The following is a 16,973-nucleotide window of genomic DNA, read 5'->3' on the forward strand; positions in this document are numbered from 1 at the left end:
TTCGGTTTTCGTGCTTTTAGTTTTAATACAATAATTAAAAAACTTAGAGGAATGGAGCGGAGGACACTCGACTCCTGCGGGAAATAGAGGATGCTTTAGACCCCGCAGGCGAAGAGACGAGGAGGCTCAAGCTTTGCCCGCTGGAAAGCGAGTGGACGAGAGCGCAATGAAACGAACTTATTTTAAAGCCATATTCTATTTAGTCACAAACTTCATTTTTCAAATTTAGATGTAATTTTATTAGTCGTGTATAGATAGGTTATCTTTTGTTTTGTCCAACCTCTTTATAGTTGTCTTTAAATGGTCAAATCAGTAAGAGCAGTAACCAGCTCAAGCTTATAATAAATGCTGGAATAAACCGGTCACATAGGATAGCCCTTTTACACTGAAAGATTTAAACCAATTAACTTTACCTGGTTTTAAATCGGGATCTTTTATATAAGATTCGTCCTGCGCAACCTTTAAGCTCTTTTTAACATACTGATTCATTTCCTTCTCCAGATTGCTGGTGAACTCAACGCTATCAATAACTACCATCGATTCAGTATTTAAGAAGGCCGACCTTGAGTCCATATTGAATGCACCAATGGCACTTAATTGATCGTCAAATATAAATGTTTTAGCATGGATAGAGTCAGGCCCCTGATATTCATATATATTTACGCCTCTTTTTACCATTCCGTTAATATGCTTAATATGCCCTGAATAGGCTACTACATTGGCTGTCGAAGCTAATGAATTCGTTAATATGGTAGTCTTTTCTGCGGGAATATCTATCTTCTCCATATAAGGAAGCATAGGCTTTGTCGGAATAACATACGGGCTTTGAATAACTAAGGACTTTTTAGAATTTTTCATGAGATTCGTTAAGTCATACCAAACCCAAGGTTCTTTATTAAATCTTTGGATAGGGTTATGGATAAAAGTTACTTTTTTAGTAGCTACCGACATTTCTAACCAATCATAATAGTTATTGAATAATTTTTTATCTGTATTACGCAAATCGTCTAGTTTTTTCTTTAGCTGCTGATCGGCTTCTTTAGCTTTTTTTTGTTGACGGGAAGAAAGCTTATGATAAGGATATTTTGTGATAGGATGGTCCCAGACCTCATTAAAATATCCTTCCATTGAGTTCAGAACACTGCCCTCTTTTGTCTCCGTATTTGTATTAATAATCAAAACATCGCGGTCATTTGTTGGGGCCTTTTCACCTTCCTGAACGAAATAACGATTGCCTATATTTCTGCCGCCAATAACGGCATATTTATTATCGATAATAAGTAGTTTATCATGTAAGCGATTATTCCATGTCCAAGGGAGAAAAGGCTTGAATGGTTCATAAAATTTAACTTCAATATTAGGGTGATTAACTAAGGCAAATAAATCATCTTTTAGACTGAATCTAAGACCATGGGAAATCCCATCTAAAAGAATCCTTACCTTGACACCCCGATCTGCAGCATCTAAAATCATTCCTAATATTAAATCGGTAATATATCCTTTATGAATCGCATAATAGGCGACATCTATTGTTTCTTTTGCATTTTCCATTAAGTTAACACGAGCGTAGCCTGAAAACGTCTTTTCTTCCAACAAAATCACACGATCCTGTGACGTCTCCGTTCCATAAAATCTTTCCACTTTATTTTGTTCCTTATAGGAGTTATTTACTTGCGGAGTTTTTTCTTTAAAGATGACAATGCCGAATACAATAATATAAAGCAAATAAAAAATAAGAATAATCATTACGCCACTCCTAATCTTTTTTATGGAATTTCTCTCCTTTCAAGGCCGTAACTAATGATTATAGTTTGTGCAACATTTTTTAGAATATGAAATAACAAATAGAAAAACATTGAAGGACATGTGCTTTCTAATGCAAGTGTCAATAAGGGGCTGAAGAATGAACGGTTCGTGTTGGTTGGAATTAAAGCCATAAAAAAAATACCGTCAGCGACGGTATTATTTTATTCGATTAATTATGTCATCGTATTTTGTCAAAATTACAGCTTTCGTTTTTGGATCTTGAATTTCTAACAAACCGTTTTCATAGTCAAAAAAAACAAAATGGATTTTACCCTGATAGATTACTTTTTGACCGAATTCTATATGACATCATCCTCAATATTATTCAAAAAAACAATATTTGATTAATACAGAAAGAGATGCGTAACTGTAAGAAATAATATCATTTTAAAGTAGTTTCAGAATAGCACAGTTCGAATTAGTATGTATATTTAAGTGCTTTAAACAATGCTGGAAAGTTTTGGGTTATTTTTTCAGGGAATAAATAGGTATCTTTGTTTCAATTTGATAAAAGAGGGTAGAAGGTTAAGTAAATCTGTAAAAAAAAGGGGAGTTACTATGAATAAAAGCTATATACTCCTTGATATCGAAAAATTAAATAAAGAGCTATGTAATAATAGGGCAAGATCGTTAAAAATAATAAAAAGACTCCAGAAAGATCCAACTAATTTAATGTTAAAAAGAAGGTTGAAGCGTCTTAAATTAGATAATGAAAATGTATACCAGAAACAGAAGGATTTATGGGCTCTTTATAAGCGGACATAATTCTTCACATATATCCGCAAATAATTTTATTTTTACATAGTAGGAAGTATATCCATAAAAATTTGAAGTTTTCTTGCAGGTAAATAGTATCTAATGAACAAATAATTTGTTTTCTAAGTAAAGGGCGATGAGTCAGTACTGACTTCATCGCCCTTTAAATTTGTCCTTGAAGTAGGTTAAGCTAGGTTCTTATTTTATCCCACTGCAAAAATAAAAGGAGAACAATACATCATTTCACTAAATGGCCAAATCCATTGGAATGATAAGGAGTGGTTGTCTAAAAAAATAGAATAAACAATTTTTAGGAGTTGAAAATAAGAAGACCCTAGAATTGAAGAAAGGACGTTCTCTGTATGGTTTTTAATCCTCCAGATAAAATAAAAAAATTAATTGACGCAAAATATATCGTATTAGAGCATGCCCATGATGATTTAAGAGAAATTTGGATAGATCATATTTTATTTTCCTTCGGTTGGTGGACTTCATTATTGATGACAATCATTCCATGGATAGTATGGTTTGTCTTTAGAAAAAAGGAAAGCAGCACTAGGTTACTGTTAGGAGGACTTTGGGCTATGTTCATTTCTACATGGTTAGACTATGTGGGGGTAACAATGGGTTTGTGGAGATACTATAATAAGTTAGTCCCTTTAATGCCTGATTTTATACCATGGGATTTTGGATTAATGCCGATTACAGTCATGTTTTTTCTCCAAATTAAGCCTAAAGTCCATGCACTCATTAAAGCTTCTATTTTTGCTGGCATGACAGCATTCTTAGCAGAACCTTTATTTATAAAATTAGGTTATACAAAATATCCAGGGTGGAGTCCGGTTCTTTCCTTTCCTATTTTTATCATTATCTATTTAGTAGCTCATTTTTTGGTTCATAGTAAGGCTACTAAACCACTTAGATGAAGTGGAATTATTTTACCTGCTTGAAAGCAGCTGTCTTTACCTTCTTCGCCAAAACTACTTAAAAGAACTTTATTATGTCCGATATAGTTAGTAGTCATTACTAGAAAGGGGCATATAATGCATAACACACTACAATCTTTGGTTTATTTAGGACCAATAATGAAAGAAACAATTGGTCATACTACTGCGATTATGATCACTGATTTACAAAATATCATCTATTTTTCACCTTCAACTAGTCTTCCATTAAATATAAAAGTCGGGGACCCTGCTTTTGTTCCAGGAAATGAGCTTTTAATGCGTGCATTAAAGGAAGGGAAAGTAGAACAATACGTCCCAAAAGAAGCATATGGTATTCCATTTTTCTCCACTGTAACACCAATAAAGGATCCAGAAACAGGGGAAGTTATCGGGTTGTTCTCTATATCTAAGACATTAGAAATTGAGGAAAAGCTGGATCGAGAGTTAAGTGAGTTAAATGCTATCATTAGCAGACTTCATGAAAAAGTCCAAATAGTTGCTGCTCAATCAGAAGAATTATCAGCTACAAGTAATGAAATTACATCACAAGCAGTTAAAGCCAATGATAATACACAGCAAATCGGAAAATTAGTGACTATCATTGAAGGAATTTCTACACAAACAAACCTGTTAGGACTAAACGCGGCAATTGAAGCAGCTAGATCTGGAGAGGCAGGCAAAGGCTTTGGAGTAGTTGCAACAGAAATAAGAAAACTTTCTGAACACACAAAACAAGCAGTTGGAACAATTGGCGGATCTTTATCAGAGATCAAAAGTAGTATAGAGAATTTAAAAGTAAGCATCGAGGAAGTAAGTGCCTCATCTGAAGAGCAGTCCACTGTAATGGTAGATTTCTTAGAGGAAATGCAAAAATTAGATAAACAAAGCAACGATGTGTTTGCATATATGAAAGAATTAGTTAAATAGCCAGTGTACCTTAAAAGCGATACGAAACTAATCAATATCTTTATTTCAAAATATTACAATTTAGTGGATTATCTTTATGTTGGACACTCGTAAAATTTTGCGGTAATTGAAATAAAAAGGACATTTTTCCAAGCAGGATTAATGTCCTTTTTTTATGAGTTATATTTATGGAAAGTCTCTAGGCTAGATTTGGTTAGCAGGTATATAACCTGCTTTACTTAACTGGTTATCCCATGTTATGGTAAAGATAATAAAAATTATATTATTTGGGGTCCTACCAGACTTTTATTAGTCACCTTCCCTTTATAATGGGAAAGGGGGACACTAAATGTCTTTAGACCATACAAAAGAGATGCTGAATACATTAAGGCAGTATCATACATCTGAGATTAACATGATTTTCAATGGCAATGATGGCGCGCCAATACTTGTGATAAGTTATATAGATGGTTGTTATGAACTAAAAAGTTTAAATACCTCCGTTATAGAAATTTGTGACGATATAGAATCGGCAATTCGTTCCATTAATAAATTAGTGAATGTCATATAATAAAACGAAATGATATGCTCCCCTAGCGGTAAAATCTGTTTGCGTTAGGTGGAGTTTTTTTGTGCAATTGTTTTTAAAAAACACCTTATTTAGAAACAAATAGACATTAAAAATGAAGGGTTGCCCATTATGATGTTATTTCAAGTATAATAAAAGGATATGCATGTTTCGCATATACTATCTCTTCGGAGAGAATCCTATACATAAATCAAATAATACAAAAAATGAGGTTATTTTTATGAGTGAAAAAGGTTTTGACCACTTTAATTTAAGTGATGAAATAACGAGAGCATTATCTGTTTTAAAATACGAAACACCCACAGAAGTTCAGACGAAAGTCATCCCGTTAGCGTTGGAGAATCTTGATCTTGTCGTAAAATCGCAAACAGGTAGCGGCAAGACAGCATCCTTTGGTATACCAATTTGTGAAATGGTTAAATGGGAGGAAAAACTGCCTCAGGCGTTAATTCTTACACCGACTCGGGAGCTTGCTGCTCAAGTGCGTGAGGATATCACGAATATAGGCAGATTTAAACGAATTAAAGCAACGGCCGTTTACGGAAAAGAACCTTTTTCTAAGCAAAAAGAGGAACTAAAGCAAAAAACGCATGTAGTGGTTGGGACACCTGGACGTGTCATGGATCATATTGAAAGAGGAACGCTAGTACTGGATCAGGTGAAATATCTGATTATTGATGAAACAGATGAAATGCTAAATATGGGTTTTATTGACGATGTAGAAACGATTATAAACAAGCTACCTTTAGATAGAGTTACAATGGTATTCTCGGCCACATTGCCTAAAGATGTGGAAAGTCTTTGTCATAAATATATGAAAAACCCTGTTAATATTGAGATTGCTTCTCAAGGGGTTACAACAAGTACGATTGAACACCATGTAATGGAAGTCAAGGAAGCTGATAAGCTTTCCATGCTAAAAGCAGTAACCGTTATAGAAAATCCAGATAGCTGTATTATTTTCTGCAATACGAAAGAACATGTAGATACTGTGTTTGCTGAGTTAGAAGAATCCAATTATTCGTGTGAAAAAATCCATGGAGGATTAGAGCAAGAAGATCGTTTTGCTGTGATGGATGGTTTTAAGATGGGGAATTTTCGTTATCTTGTTGCTACTGACGTCGCTGCAAGAGGAATTGATGTGGATAATGTAACACTAGTCATTAATTATGACGTACCAATGGAAAAAGAGAGCTATGTTCACCGAACAGGAAGAACTGGTCGTGCCGGCAATAAAGGTAAAGCAATTACGTTCACAACATCTTACGGGAGCAAATACTTAAAAGCAATTGAAAGATATATTGGCTTTGAGTTGCTTGAAATGAAAGCTCCAACAACACAGGAAGTGGCTAAAGGCCAGGCTGCCTTTGAAGAAAAAATCAGCGGACGCCGTGTCGTTAGAAATAATAAAACAGCCAGAATAAATCAAGGCATCACTAAACTTCATTTCAACGGAGGTAAAAAGAAAAAGATTCGTCCAGTAGATTTTGTTGGTACAATCGCCAAAATTCCAGGTGTAACAGCAGATGATATTGGAATTATCACTATCCATGATAGTATGTCATATGTTGACATTCTTAACGGTAAGGGGGCACTGGTCCTACAAGCAATGGAGAATGCAACTATTAAAGGTAAAAAGCTGAGGGTCAGCAAAGCAATTAAATAACATTCCGTATTAATAAGCATAAGAAATAGACGTTAAATAGAAGTTAGAAAAAAAGCAAGCAACAATAAATGAAGAAGCCTATACTCCTCTGAGTATAGGCTTTTCAACGTTTACGTTAATCTGTTGCTAATCTAGAATACAGATTTTTAATCAATAAATATCTCTTTTGATTTTTCGGATTTTCTTAATGTACCTTCAAATTGAAAATTCAACTTTTCTAAAAGTCTAATTGAATTAGTATTTGCAGGTTCCACTTTTTAAATAAACTAGGTGAGTCTGAGACACTCATTTTTTTAATAGTAATCTGTCTGTTCGTAGCTCTGTAATCAATATTTTTACCGCCATATGTGTGTAATGCAGGGGAAGATATTTATATCTGCGCATAGTTCTTCCTTCAACTAATATCTTAATATACAATTAATGGGATTTTATTATATTAGTTCAATCTAGGCGAGAAACAAGAACCAAATACAGGGATAAATTTACAGAAGACCAAGATTCCTCATTTTGGTATAATAATTCCATTAATTCAAATAATTTTGGATGGTGAACAATGGAAGATCGGTTGGGAAAGAAAGATGACTATGTGACAGACGAAGAAAGATTTCGTGTGTTAGTAGAGCATGTAAGTGATTGAATATGGGAAGTAAATGAAAATGGTATTTATACGTATGCTAGTCCGCAGATTAAGGATATATTAGGATATTCGCCTTCAGAGGTAATCGGCAAAACGCCCTTTGATTTAATGGAGCCAATGGAAGCGAAGCGTATTGCACCAGTTTTTGAATACCATCTAGCCAATACTTTGCCTATTAAAAGCTTAGAAAACATTAATCTTCATCGTGATGGACATGAAGTAATATTAGAAACTAGTGGTTCTCCCATAATAAATTTAGAAGGAAAATGTATCGGTTATAGAGGAATAGACAGAGATATTACGTTAAGAAAACAGGCTGAGCGCAGGCAGCAGCAGCTATTAGATATTATTGAGGCTTCTCCGGACTTTATTGCAACCTTAGACAAGAATGGCAATAGTCTGTATTATAATCCTGCTGCCCGAAGAATGCTTGGAGACAATAGCGGAAGTGGGGAAGCAAATCAAAGCTGGTTGACGGATGTTATTAAGCTAGAGGGGATACCTACTGCGATAGAAAAGGGCCATTGGAAAGGAGAAACAACAATCCTTCAAGAGGATGGAGAAGCAATACCTGTTTCTCAAATAATTGTGGCACATAAATCTGAACACGGTGAGGTTGAGTTCTTATCTACCATTGCCCACGATATTACGGAAAGAAAGGAACTTGAAAAAGTAGTATATCACCAAGCTCATTATGATTCCTTAACTAATTTGCCAAATAGGAGATTACTCCACTATAAATTATCACAATTAATTGAAAACCCAGCAGATCATGAAAGATTTGCGGTGTTGTTTATGGATTTAGATAATTTTAAGGAAATTAATGATAATCTCGGTCATGAAATAGGAGATCAATTACTTATAATGATGGCAGCTCTCCTAAAAAACTGTGTGGAGGAAACGGACTTTGTTTGCCGATATGGCGGAGATGAGTTTATCATCATGCTGGAAAATATCCGCACCGAAGAGGAAGCGAACGTAAAAGCAGGGCGGATCTTAGAAGCATTAACAGAACCTTTTCAACTAGACGGATATTCATTAAATGTGACTGGAAGCATTGGTATTAGTATGTATCCGAATGATGGTTCAGATTTTGCGGCATTGATTAAAAAAGCAGACAATGCGATGTATCGGATAAAACGAACCGGAAAGAACAATTTTTTAAGAGACAATTAAAAAAGCCATTAGCAGTTGAGCAAGCTTTATGTTAATGAAAATATCATAAATTAAACGTCAAAGCCATAGTGCTGCACTCCAAAAGTTAGAGTTAAAATCTAACTTTTGGGGTGTCTTTTTATGGCTAAATATAGTGGGAATTTCATATATATTTACTAGAAAAGAGCACAATTTAACTTCACAAGTCTTTTTTTATGTATGTTTTAGTTATTTCATCGATGCTGGTCTACAAGGATTTGATTTCCGTCTGGATCTTCAATGAAAAAATGTGCTGGTCCATTCGTTGCTTCATCTGCTTCATTCTGAAAGTTTATTCCTTCCGCCTTAAGCTGTTTTTGAATGTCCCGAATATCTGTAAACGCTTCAAGGTTTTCAGCATTTTCATTCCAGCCTGGATTAAAGGTTAGGATGTTTTTATCAAACATCCCTTGAAATAACCCAATAATGCAGTTTCCATTTTTCAAAACCAGCCAATTTTGAGTTATGTCACCACCAAATGATTGAAACCCTAGTTTTTCATAGAAGGACTTAGATACAGCAATGTCTTTTACGTTTAAGCTTACAGAAAATGCACCTAGTTTCATTTGTTCTTCTCCTCTTTTAAAAATTTGGAAAAAACTTTATCTTATTTTACTATAAAACAGTGCTTGAAAACCAGCGACTATCGAAGTTAGCAGATGTAGGAGGAATGATTAATGGAGTCGTCTCAATGGCTGCAAAGGAGGTCCTTTCCTTGAAGTCAGTTTCTTGTTGGAAATTAAAAAAGAAAAGAAGCAAACGATACAAGATATAATAAATGAATTATCTAAGCTGTCAGTTAAGGTGGACATTGTAGATCAAAATATAGATGAAATAATTAATGCTTTTGAAAGTGGTTATGCCTTTAATGAAGAAGACCCACAATTGGTAAAATTACACTCATTAAGATTAAATTTATATGTGTATTTATCAAGGAAACGAAAGTCAACCTTACAAATAGACCAGGTTTCATCAAATGCGCTTTTGGTTAATTTTTGGTTTTATGGAGCTGAATATGATGCACCAGAATGGAATCAAATAGGTATTAAAAAAGAGGAGTGTCCATGCTTTACAGAATTTCTTCAAAGTTTGTATTTACAATATGATTTTAAAATGGGTGGCATTGCATTTGAACAAGATGTACTTGAGTTATTTAGGATTGACGAAGCATACCCTAACGAATGCTATCGTTATGAGAACTTGTCTCCTTATAATTTTCTTAAAGAGCCATCTGGTTTTATCAAGATAATTTGGAATGTTAAATGAGAAAAAAGGCTGATAAGAGATGGAACAGAAGCAGTCAGCCTGGGCCTGAATTGAGCGGCTAACGGACTATCCAGCAACATATTTATCTTGAAAATTAACTTAACAATTATTAGGGAATATCTAGATTATTCTGAAACTAAAACCCTTGTTGAACGTATTTATTAATACCAAAATTGCTTTATAAGGGGGAACCTAATGAATCGGATAATGTCTGCTTTATCGTTAGTTTTTTTACTGATTATATCCGGCTGCAGCAGTAGTTCCGATGCTTTTACTTTCACTGGGGAGTCAGACAATTGGACTGCAGAATTAAAGGTTACGCAAACAACCGATGATAATGAAAAACAGCATATGACCCTCCAGTATAAGGGAGAAAATGCAAAAAATATGGAGGAATTTTCGTATACAGTAGAAACAAACGCAGGTGGATTTAGTGCTGGTGATGTAGTACTGGGGGAAAATGGTGTTTATGAAGATACTGCTGAAGCTAATACGACAAACGCCAAAGTTAATAAAAATTCCGAGGTAAAAGTGATTGTTGAATGGGATAATCACACGGAAAACATGATTTTAAAGAAAGAATAGTCTTATGGATAACATTTTGTTAGGATACAAGCTGAACGACAGCTTGTATCCTTTTGGTGTAATCATTTCTACATTTTGTTATCCTTATATCGCACTAAATCCTTCGCCAAAGACATCTCTGACATCATGAATCGTAATAAAAGCTTCGTTATCTATTTGTTTAATAATCTTCTTTAATTTAATAATCTCTTGATTGCTAATCACTATATACAGAACTTCTTTATTTTCTTTCGTGTAATATCCATGTCCAGAAATGACGGTAATCCCGCGCTCCATTCTAGTGCTAACCTCATAAGCTATAGCATTAGAATGAGCAGAAATGATAGTAACCGCTTTTTGCCGGTTAGCTCCTTCAATAATGAATTCCATCGTTTTCGTTCCCACATAAAGCATGACAACCGTAAGCATAACCCCTTCGATACCAATAATAAAATAGGAGAAGAACACGACTATTAAATCTAAAATTAATAAGCTATAGCTTACACTCCAGCCTAAATATTTGTTGATGATTTTCGCTAGTATAGTAGTACCAGCAGTAGTGCCTCCCACTCTGATGATTAAGCCAAGACCTACACCAGTAAGCACACCACCAAACAGAGCATGGACCATAATTTCCCCAGTTGGAATAGACCATGATTCAGTCATATGTAAAAACAATGAATTAAAACAAACAGCAATAATAGTATAAATAGCAGTCTGTTTACTGAAGAATTTCAGTCCAACTGCGATTATGACAGCATTTAACAAGAAACTTACAATACTGGGTGACCAATTAAATAAATAATAACTAATAATCGTAAGCCCAGTTACCCCACCTTCTCCTAAATCATTTGGGATGACAAATACATTTACTGCGATAGCAAAAAGAAGTGCTCCTAGCGCAAGGAAAAGGATATCTATTAAGTATTTCTTCATGACGTTTCTCCTTATCTATATAGTTAAAATTATATTGTAAGAGTAAATTATACCAGACGAAGAGGAGGAATCTAATCATTATAGGAAAAAATAATCCAGGTATAAAGAGTTTGGTTATAAAATTATTTGACAATGAGGATGAAAAATAAAAACTATGTTATTGATCTAAATGCTGATGAATACTTTATGAGTATAAGAAGTAGCTTCACTGAGTTTTTTTATCTTGCTTGCTTCAGTTTATTGGAATTGGGGGCTAGACTCGTGGGACAAAATGATAAAATCGATGACTAGAAAACTTTTGCTAGGGGGCATTCATCCAAGAAGAACTAATGCCCCTTTTTGGCTTTGAAAATAACTTGCCAGATTAGATTTTATAGTTAAAGCATATTGAGCATAAGCACCACACTCTAATCATTTAGATTGTGGTGAAAATACATTTTTGGTTTTGTTCAGAGCCGAGGCTGCCTTTGGCCAGCCTGTATAAAAGGCAAGATGAGTAATTAACCCGATTATTTCATTTTCAGAGATGTTGTTTTCCTTTGCTAAATTGATATGAAATGGTAGTTGCTCTATATTACCTGCTGTAACTAAAGAAGAAAGTGTAATCAGACCTCTATCTCGCAAAGATAAGTCATTCCTCATCCATAAATCACCGAAAAGCACATTTTCAGTAAAATCTACAAAGGCAGGAGCTAAATCTCCTAACTCACTGCTAATATTTGATTTTATTTGGTTATTATTTAAGTGATTTTCATTTGTTATTGTAGTAGGAGAACACTGATTCATAACCATTTGTGCCTCGCCCATGCCAAAAGACCAATTTTCCAATGGAGTCTCATTAAGAATAATAAAAACATTTCCTTTAGTGACAATATTGTTTTGAAAAAGACTTTCAGTCATTGTATTGTATAAATTCTTTTTTTGTTCAATAGTTCTGCCTATTCCACAAGTGATTTGTATATACAAAAGTTTTTTTGTTCTTTTTTCATTGATTAAATAGTCGGTATTGAAATGAAACTGTTCATTTTTGTGTGAATGAAATACTTGAAAAAAATCATCAGGTGGTACATTAAATTCTTTTATTAGAGAGTTCTGGATTTGTGTACTTATAAATTGTAAATCTGTTTCACTATATTGCTCTTCGTGATAGCTAATATTAATAAATGGCATGTAATTCCCTCCTTCAAGTTTCTACTATCATTGTAATTTATCTTTCTTCATCTATATAATTGAATTAATTGATTAAACTAGTTCAATATTATCGATGAAGGAGAAAAAAATGGATTTAAAAGAACTCATCACCTTTCAAACGATACTAAGAGAAGGGACCTTTTCTAAAGCTGCAGAATCGCTCCACTATGCCCAATCAACCATTACGAATCAAATTAAAAGATTAGAAAAGGAATTAGGAATTGTTCTTTTTCATAGAGGGTGGGAAGCAGAATTAACACCTGCTGGAAAAATATTTGCTGAGGAAGTGGATGATTTAATCAACCATTGGAAATTTGTTGTTGAACAGGCAAAAGCAATACAAAAAGAAGAAGTTGGAACTATTAATATAGGAATAATCGAGTCCATAACAAATATAGTACCCCATATACTAGCACTATTTAGTAAGGAAAAGCCTAATATTGCATGCAATTTTATTGTAGGTAATACCAATTCATTAGCAACTGCTCTGGAAAAAAACGAAGTAGACTTTGCTATATGCGCAGAAATACCTGGACAATTTCCATATATGTTTGAACCTTTATATGAGGAGCAGCTAGCTTTTATCGTTTCAAAGGAACACCTTTTAGCTAAAAACAGTAGAAAACATAGTTTAAAAGAGCTCTGTGATTATCCAATAGTAACTGGAGGAAAGAACTGTATTTATCAATTAAAGTTAGAAAAAGAACTTCTAAGCATTTCTAATAAGCCCTTTTGTTATACAGTAAGTCAGTTATCGGCAATCCCGACGTTTGTTACATTAATAGATAGAGCAATAGGTGTAATTGTCTCCTCCATCCCTATTCCAGACAATTGTATTAAATTAGATGTAGAGATAAGCAATTCAGATATTACCATAGGTATCATGAGAAATATGAGAAATGATACTATTACTTCTGCGAAACAATTGCTTTTAAAATATTTAAGAAATGGTCTAAAAAAATAATACGGCGTATAAGCTTTGAAGTGCATTTTTAGATAACATGAGAAGGTTCGTTTAATCAAACGAGGGCATTGATTAATGCTTCTTTTTCAGTCACTAACTTGGCAGATTAGCTATAAGAAATTTAAAAGGAACTAAACTGTGAGTAATACGTATAAGTAGTAAAAGGAATATTCGTTGTTTCCTTTTTTATCGATTGTTGGGAATTATAGTAAAGGAGTTGAAATTATCTGATGGAGTTTTTAATTAAAGGACTTTATGGTATTGGAGAAGCTATTGCAATTTTTGCTATGTCAGCTTGGAATAAGGTCAACAAAGTAGAAAATAATTAATTATTCATGTGGAAAATAACCGAATAACCAAAAGACTCTCTAATATGGAGAGTCTTTTGATTTTATAGCAATTATGGAAAGAAAGTTCTTTGGTAACAAATTGATGAAGGATAGCTGAATGATAAAAAACAAATCGCAATTAGTAGGAGTTCACCAAATGGAGTAAGCGTTTTTTAATTGTTGACTGAACGTTACAAAATATATATACTGTGTTTAATATTACTTTTTATGTAAGGAGACAACATGAGTAAAAGTGGAAGACCTCGTGAATTTAATAAGCCTGAGGTACTTGATGCAGCAATGAATGTTTTTTGGTTAAAAGGGTATGAAGCATGTTCCACGGAGGATTTATGCAGCAGTACAGGGCTTGGTCGAGGAAGCTTATATAATACGTTTGGAAGTAAGCATGAATTGTATGAGCAAACGCTCCAACGTTATCATGAGCATTGGATTCAGGTGCAGACAGCTATCCTGGAACGTCCTGTCCCTGTAAAAGAAAGATTGCGCGGTTTGTTGGAATGGGCCGTGGAAAAAGACTTTGAGGATTCAAGTAAAGGTTGTTTTTTAATTAATGCCACGATGGAGCGTGGTCGAACAGACTCCATTGTAGAAATTTGGTCAAATCGTCATGTAGAACGTTTGGAAAGTGTTCTACATTCTGTGATTGAGGAAGGAATACAGTCCGAAGAGATTACATCTGGTAGATCAGCATTAGAGTTATCAAGAACATTTATATGCAGTTACTATGGTCTCCGAACTCTCAATGTCACTACACGAAATCGTGATATGGCGGAACAAATCGTTGAGGGTACTATGGCAAGCATCTATTAATTGAGTTTGCCACTTTTTTTGTCATATTTTTGTACTGATTGTTCAAAAATTAAGTGAAACTGCAAAAAATTACATAATTAAAGGAGAACTAAAAAAATGAACCAAACTATTGAAACAATCCTAAACCATGTGTCTGTTCGTTCTTTTACTGAGCAAGCTTTAACGGAGGATCAAATTAGACAATTAGTTACTGCTGCACAAGCAGCATCATCTGCAAGCTTTCAGCAAGCATATTCCATAATTGGTGTAACGGATCCAGAACTTAAACAAAAGATAGCAGAACATGCTGGAAATCAACCTTTTATATCAGAAGGTGGACATTTTTTCGTATTTTGTGCGGATGTAAATCGTCATAAACAAATGGCAGAAGAACTAGATATGGATATTTCAGAGACAATCGAGGGAATAGATGCTGCCTTGGTAGGGGCTATAGATGCTACTTTAGCAGCTCAAAACTTGGTCATTGCTGCAGAATCTATGGGGTTAGGTGTTTGTTATATTGGTGGAGTTAGAGACGGAATCATAAAAATATCGGAGTTACTTGATATTCCTGAGTATGTCTTCCCCGTATTTGGGCTTGTCGTTGGCTACCCAAATGAACGAAATGATACAAAACCGAGGATTCCATTTGAAGGCATTTATCATACAAATCGTTATAACAGCGATACTAAAAAGATATTAAAACAGTATGATGAAACGACTAAATTGTACTATGCAAATCGTTCAGAAAGTAAATCAAATCGTACATGGTCTAAAACAGCAATTGGAAGCTTTGCTCGTCATCCAAGATCTTTTATGAAAGATTTCCTAAATAGGAAAGGATGGGCAAAACGTTAATGCTTTATTTATGGTGATAAATTCCTTTTTAATAGAAGCAGTTGCCTATGGCAGCTGCTTTTTTATGTTATTAAAAGGGCAACATTCCTGTAATAAATGGATAGAACCCTTCTTGTGTCACAAACGTGGCAGATTATCTGAATAAGAACTTAATCTTAATAAGAAGTTCCTTTGTCACGTTTTTGTTTGAAAGTAAGATTCTAAAGGACATTTTATTTATCAGAAGGTTTTTCGTTGTTAGTGATGCTGAAGTACAGAGATTTTTTAAAAAAATCACTGTTGAAAAGTTCGAATATTCCCAAAAAATCATATGATAAGAATAAGGTGTTTTTTTATAAATTTAAAGGCGAAATATAATTATTTGGAGGTATGCAGGTGAGAGCAGCAATTTATAGTAGTTATGGTCCTCCTGAAGTAATGGGTATAAAGGATATCGAGCAACCATCCATTAAGGAACAAGACAGGGTGTTAATTCGTGTACACAGTGCATCTGTCAACACTTTAGACTATTTGTATCGAAAGGGTTATTTACTAACAAGGTTGGATAATGGACTAACAAAACCCAAAAATCCCATACTCGGCATAGATGTTGCGGGGACTATTGAGGCTGTCGGTGAAAATGTTCGCAAATTTAAGGTGGGTGATCATGTTTTTGGAAGTTGCTTCGGGTCTCATTCTGAATATGTCACTCCCCGTGAGAATTTCCTAAGTCATATGCCTAAAAATATAACATTTGAAGAAGCTGCTGCCATTCCCTGTGCTGCTCAAACTGCGTTACAGGCATTGAGAGACGTAGCACAAATAAAGACAGGGCAAAGAATTCTCATTTACGGAGCTTCAGGAGGTGTAGGGCACTTTGCTGTTCAACTCGCAAAATATTATGGAGCTGAAGTTACTGCAGTTTGTAGTACCTCCAATTTAGACTGGGTTAAGCACCTTGGGGCCAATTATGTCCTTGATTATACTAAGGAAGATTTCACTAATCATAGAAATAAATACGATGTTATTCTGGATGCTGTTGGTAAGCGAACATTTTTCAGTTGCTTACGTTCTTTAACAGAGAAAGGTTTATATATTACTGAACATCTATTTTCCCCTAAATCCCAGCCATTTCAAGTGATGATAGGTTCATTTTTAGGTAACAAAAAAGCAAAGACCCATTTTACAAAACCCAATGATGGAGATTTGGATTTTTTAAGCAACATTGTGGAACAAGAAAAATTAAAACCTGTTATTGAAAAATCTTATCCTTTAGAACAGATTGTTGAGGCTCACCGGCACATTGAAAGTGGGCATACAAAGGGAAAGATTGTACTTAGAGTCAGATAGAGTATATATACATATTCGACAGTGAATTTATGTAGTGATCTCCATTTAAACAAACAAGTTTAATTGTTAATTGAAGAATCTACTTAAATTAATTGGTGTGTTGATCCTAGAAGGATTAACCGCCTTTTCTTATTAAATAATTAGTTCTTTATTGAACAAACGGGGAAGCATCCTGTATAAAAATAGATTGTTAAGCGAATAGTTTGTGACGAAATTCACTTAAAC

15 protein-coding genes and 2 pseudogenes are annotated in these 16,973 nt (G+C 34.3%); 12 read left to right on the plus strand and 5 right to left on the minus strand.

Going from position 1 to position 16,973, the window contains the following annotated elements; genetic code table 11:
- Nucleotides 1-336 precede the first annotated feature (336 nt).
- Nucleotides 337-1,746 (minus strand): phospholipase D-like domain-containing protein, encoded by a 1,410-nt coding sequence (locus LXM54_RS20230; RefSeq protein WP_233317042.1) that lies wholly within the window; start codon nucleotides 1,744-1,746, stop codon nucleotides 337-339.
- Between the two features lie 618 nt (nucleotides 1,747-2,364).
- Here LXM54_RS20230 and LXM54_RS20235 point away from each other — a divergent pair.
- The 5 genes and pseudogenes from LXM54_RS20235 (at nucleotide 2,365) to LXM54_RS20255 (ending at nucleotide 6,670) form a co-directional block, all read left to right on the plus strand.
- Nucleotides 2,365-2,571 (plus strand): hypothetical protein, encoded by a 207-nt coding sequence (locus LXM54_RS20235; protein WP_233317043.1) that lies wholly within the window; start codon nucleotides 2,365-2,367, stop codon nucleotides 2,569-2,571.
- A gap of 353 nt (nucleotides 2,572-2,924) precedes the next feature.
- Nucleotides 2,925-3,488 (plus strand): CBO0543 family protein, encoded by a 564-nt coding sequence (locus LXM54_RS20240; protein WP_233317044.1) that lies wholly within the window; start codon nucleotides 2,925-2,927, stop codon nucleotides 3,486-3,488.
- A 630-nt stretch (nucleotides 3,489-4,118) separates the two neighbouring features.
- A pseudogene (locus LXM54_RS28555) lies at nucleotides 4,119-4,436 on the plus strand (methyl-accepting chemotaxis protein); the annotation flags it as partial.
- 328 nt (nucleotides 4,437-4,764) lie between these two features.
- Nucleotides 4,765-4,986, plus strand: coding sequence for a hypothetical protein (locus LXM54_RS20250; protein ID WP_233317045.1), 222 nt, complete (start codon nucleotides 4,765-4,767; stop codon nucleotides 4,984-4,986).
- A 238-nt stretch (nucleotides 4,987-5,224) separates the two neighbouring features.
- The gene (locus LXM54_RS20255; protein ID WP_233317046.1) at nucleotides 5,225-6,670 is read left to right on the plus strand and encodes a DEAD/DEAH box helicase; all 1,446 of its coding nucleotides are present in this window, start codon (nucleotides 5,225-5,227) and stop codon (nucleotides 6,668-6,670) included.
- A 115-nt stretch (nucleotides 6,671-6,785) separates the two neighbouring features.
- Here the strand turns inward: LXM54_RS20255 and LXM54_RS20260 are convergent.
- Nucleotides 6,786-6,927, minus strand: a pseudogene (locus tag LXM54_RS20260) (GNAT family N-acetyltransferase); the annotation flags it as partial.
- Between the two features lie 380 nt (nucleotides 6,928-7,307).
- Between LXM54_RS20260 and LXM54_RS20265 the strand changes: the two are divergent.
- Nucleotides 7,308-8,483 (plus strand): diguanylate cyclase domain-containing protein, encoded by a 1,176-nt coding sequence (locus tag LXM54_RS20265; protein WP_325169591.1) that lies wholly within the window; start codon nucleotides 7,308-7,310, stop codon nucleotides 8,481-8,483.
- 212 nt (nucleotides 8,484-8,695) lie between these two features.
- Here LXM54_RS20265 and LXM54_RS20270 read toward each other — a convergent pair whose 3' ends face one another.
- A complete protein-coding gene (locus tag LXM54_RS20270; RefSeq protein ID WP_233317047.1) occupies nucleotides 8,696-9,067 on the minus strand; it encodes a VOC family protein in 372 nt (123 codons plus the stop codon).
- Nucleotides 9,068-9,230: 163 nt separating this feature from the next.
- Here LXM54_RS20270 and LXM54_RS20275 point away from each other — a divergent pair, with 163 nt between their 5' ends.
- Both LXM54_RS20275 and LXM54_RS20280 read left to right on the plus strand, forming a co-directional pair.
- The gene (locus tag LXM54_RS20275) at nucleotides 9,231-9,767 is read left to right on the plus strand and encodes a hypothetical protein (RefSeq protein ID WP_233317048.1); all 537 of its coding nucleotides are present in this window, start codon (nucleotides 9,231-9,233) and stop codon (nucleotides 9,765-9,767) included.
- 195 nt (nucleotides 9,768-9,962) lie between these two features.
- Nucleotides 9,963-10,352: a hypothetical protein gene (locus LXM54_RS20280; protein WP_233317049.1), complete on the plus strand. Its 390-nt coding sequence runs from the start codon at nucleotides 9,963-9,965 to the stop codon at nucleotides 10,350-10,352.
- Nucleotides 10,353-10,436: 84 nt separating this feature from the next.
- Here the strand turns inward: LXM54_RS20280 and LXM54_RS20285 are convergent, their stop codons facing one another.
- On the minus strand, nucleotides 10,437-11,267 hold the full coding sequence (locus LXM54_RS20285; RefSeq protein WP_233317050.1) for a YitT family protein: 831 nt from the start codon (nucleotides 11,265-11,267) through the stop codon (nucleotides 10,437-10,439).
- Nucleotides 11,268-11,678: 411 nt separating this feature from the next.
- Entirely contained in the window at nucleotides 11,679-12,437 is a 759-nt protein-coding gene (locus LXM54_RS28325; protein ID WP_325169590.1) for a tautomerase family protein, read from the minus strand.
- Between the two features lie 109 nt (nucleotides 12,438-12,546).
- Between LXM54_RS28325 and LXM54_RS20300 the strand changes: the two genes are divergently transcribed.
- The 4 genes from LXM54_RS20300 to LXM54_RS20315 all read left to right on the plus strand — a co-directional run bounded on the left by LXM54_RS20300 (nucleotide 12,547) and on the right by LXM54_RS20315 (nucleotide 16,748).
- On the plus strand, nucleotides 12,547-13,422 hold the full coding sequence (locus LXM54_RS20300) for a LysR family transcriptional regulator (RefSeq protein ID WP_233317051.1): 876 nt from the start codon (nucleotides 12,547-12,549) through the stop codon (nucleotides 13,420-13,422).
- A gap of 572 nt (nucleotides 13,423-13,994) precedes the next feature.
- Nucleotides 13,995-14,582, plus strand: coding sequence for a TetR/AcrR family transcriptional regulator (locus tag LXM54_RS20305; RefSeq protein WP_233317052.1), 588 nt, complete (start codon nucleotides 13,995-13,997; stop codon nucleotides 14,580-14,582).
- Nucleotides 14,583-14,678: 96 nt separating this feature from the next.
- A complete protein-coding gene (gene nfsA / locus LXM54_RS20310; protein WP_233317053.1) occupies nucleotides 14,679-15,419 on the plus strand; it encodes an oxygen-insensitive NADPH nitroreductase in 741 nt (246 codons plus the stop codon).
- 375 nt (nucleotides 15,420-15,794) lie between these two features.
- Nucleotides 15,795-16,748: an NAD(P)-dependent alcohol dehydrogenase gene (locus LXM54_RS20315; protein WP_233317054.1), complete on the plus strand. Its 954-nt coding sequence runs from the start codon at nucleotides 15,795-15,797 to the stop codon at nucleotides 16,746-16,748.
- Nucleotides 16,749-16,973: the final 225 nt, after the last annotated feature.

The sequence above is a fragment of the Bacillus sp. Au-Bac7 genome, assembly GCF_021341655.1.
In the GTDB taxonomy this organism is placed as follows: Bacteria; Bacillota; Bacilli; order Bacillales; family Cytobacillaceae; genus Niallia.

What these genes read in the sequence shown, in the direction of transcription:
- LXM54_RS20230 (WP_233317042.1), bottom strand. Translation starts at nt 1,746, where the DNA reads ATGATTATTCTTATTTTTTATTTGCTTTATATTATTGTATTCGGCATT.
- LXM54_RS20235 (WP_233317043.1), top strand. Translation starts at nt 2,365, where the DNA reads ATGAATAAAAGCTATATACTCCTTGATATCGAAAAATTAAATAAAGAG.
- LXM54_RS20240 (WP_233317044.1), top strand. Translation starts at nt 2,925, where the DNA reads ATGGTTTTTAATCCTCCAGATAAAATAAAAAAATTAATTGACGCAAAA.
- LXM54_RS20250 (WP_233317045.1), top strand. Translation starts at nt 4,765, where the DNA reads ATGTCTTTAGACCATACAAAAGAGATGCTGAATACATTAAGGCAGTAT.
- LXM54_RS20255 (WP_233317046.1), top strand. Translation starts at nt 5,225, where the DNA reads ATGAGTGAAAAAGGTTTTGACCACTTTAATTTAAGTGATGAAATAACG.
- LXM54_RS20270 (WP_233317047.1), bottom strand. Translation starts at nt 9,067, where the DNA reads ATGAAACTAGGTGCATTTTCTGTAAGCTTAAACGTAAAAGACATTGCT.
- LXM54_RS20280 (WP_233317049.1), top strand. Translation starts at nt 9,963, where the DNA reads ATGAATCGGATAATGTCTGCTTTATCGTTAGTTTTTTTACTGATTATA.
- LXM54_RS20285 (WP_233317050.1), bottom strand. Translation starts at nt 11,267, where the DNA reads ATGAAGAAATACTTAATAGATATCCTTTTCCTTGCGCTAGGAGCACTT.
- LXM54_RS28325 (WP_325169590.1), bottom strand. Translation starts at nt 12,437, where the DNA reads ATGCCATTTATTAATATTAGCTATCACGAAGAGCAATATAGTGAAACA.
- LXM54_RS20300 (WP_233317051.1), top strand. Translation starts at nt 12,547, where the DNA reads ATGGATTTAAAAGAACTCATCACCTTTCAAACGATACTAAGAGAAGGG.
- LXM54_RS20305 (WP_233317052.1), top strand. Translation starts at nt 13,995, where the DNA reads ATGAGTAAAAGTGGAAGACCTCGTGAATTTAATAAGCCTGAGGTACTT.
- nfsA (WP_233317053.1), top strand. Translation starts at nt 14,679, where the DNA reads ATGAACCAAACTATTGAAACAATCCTAAACCATGTGTCTGTTCGTTCT.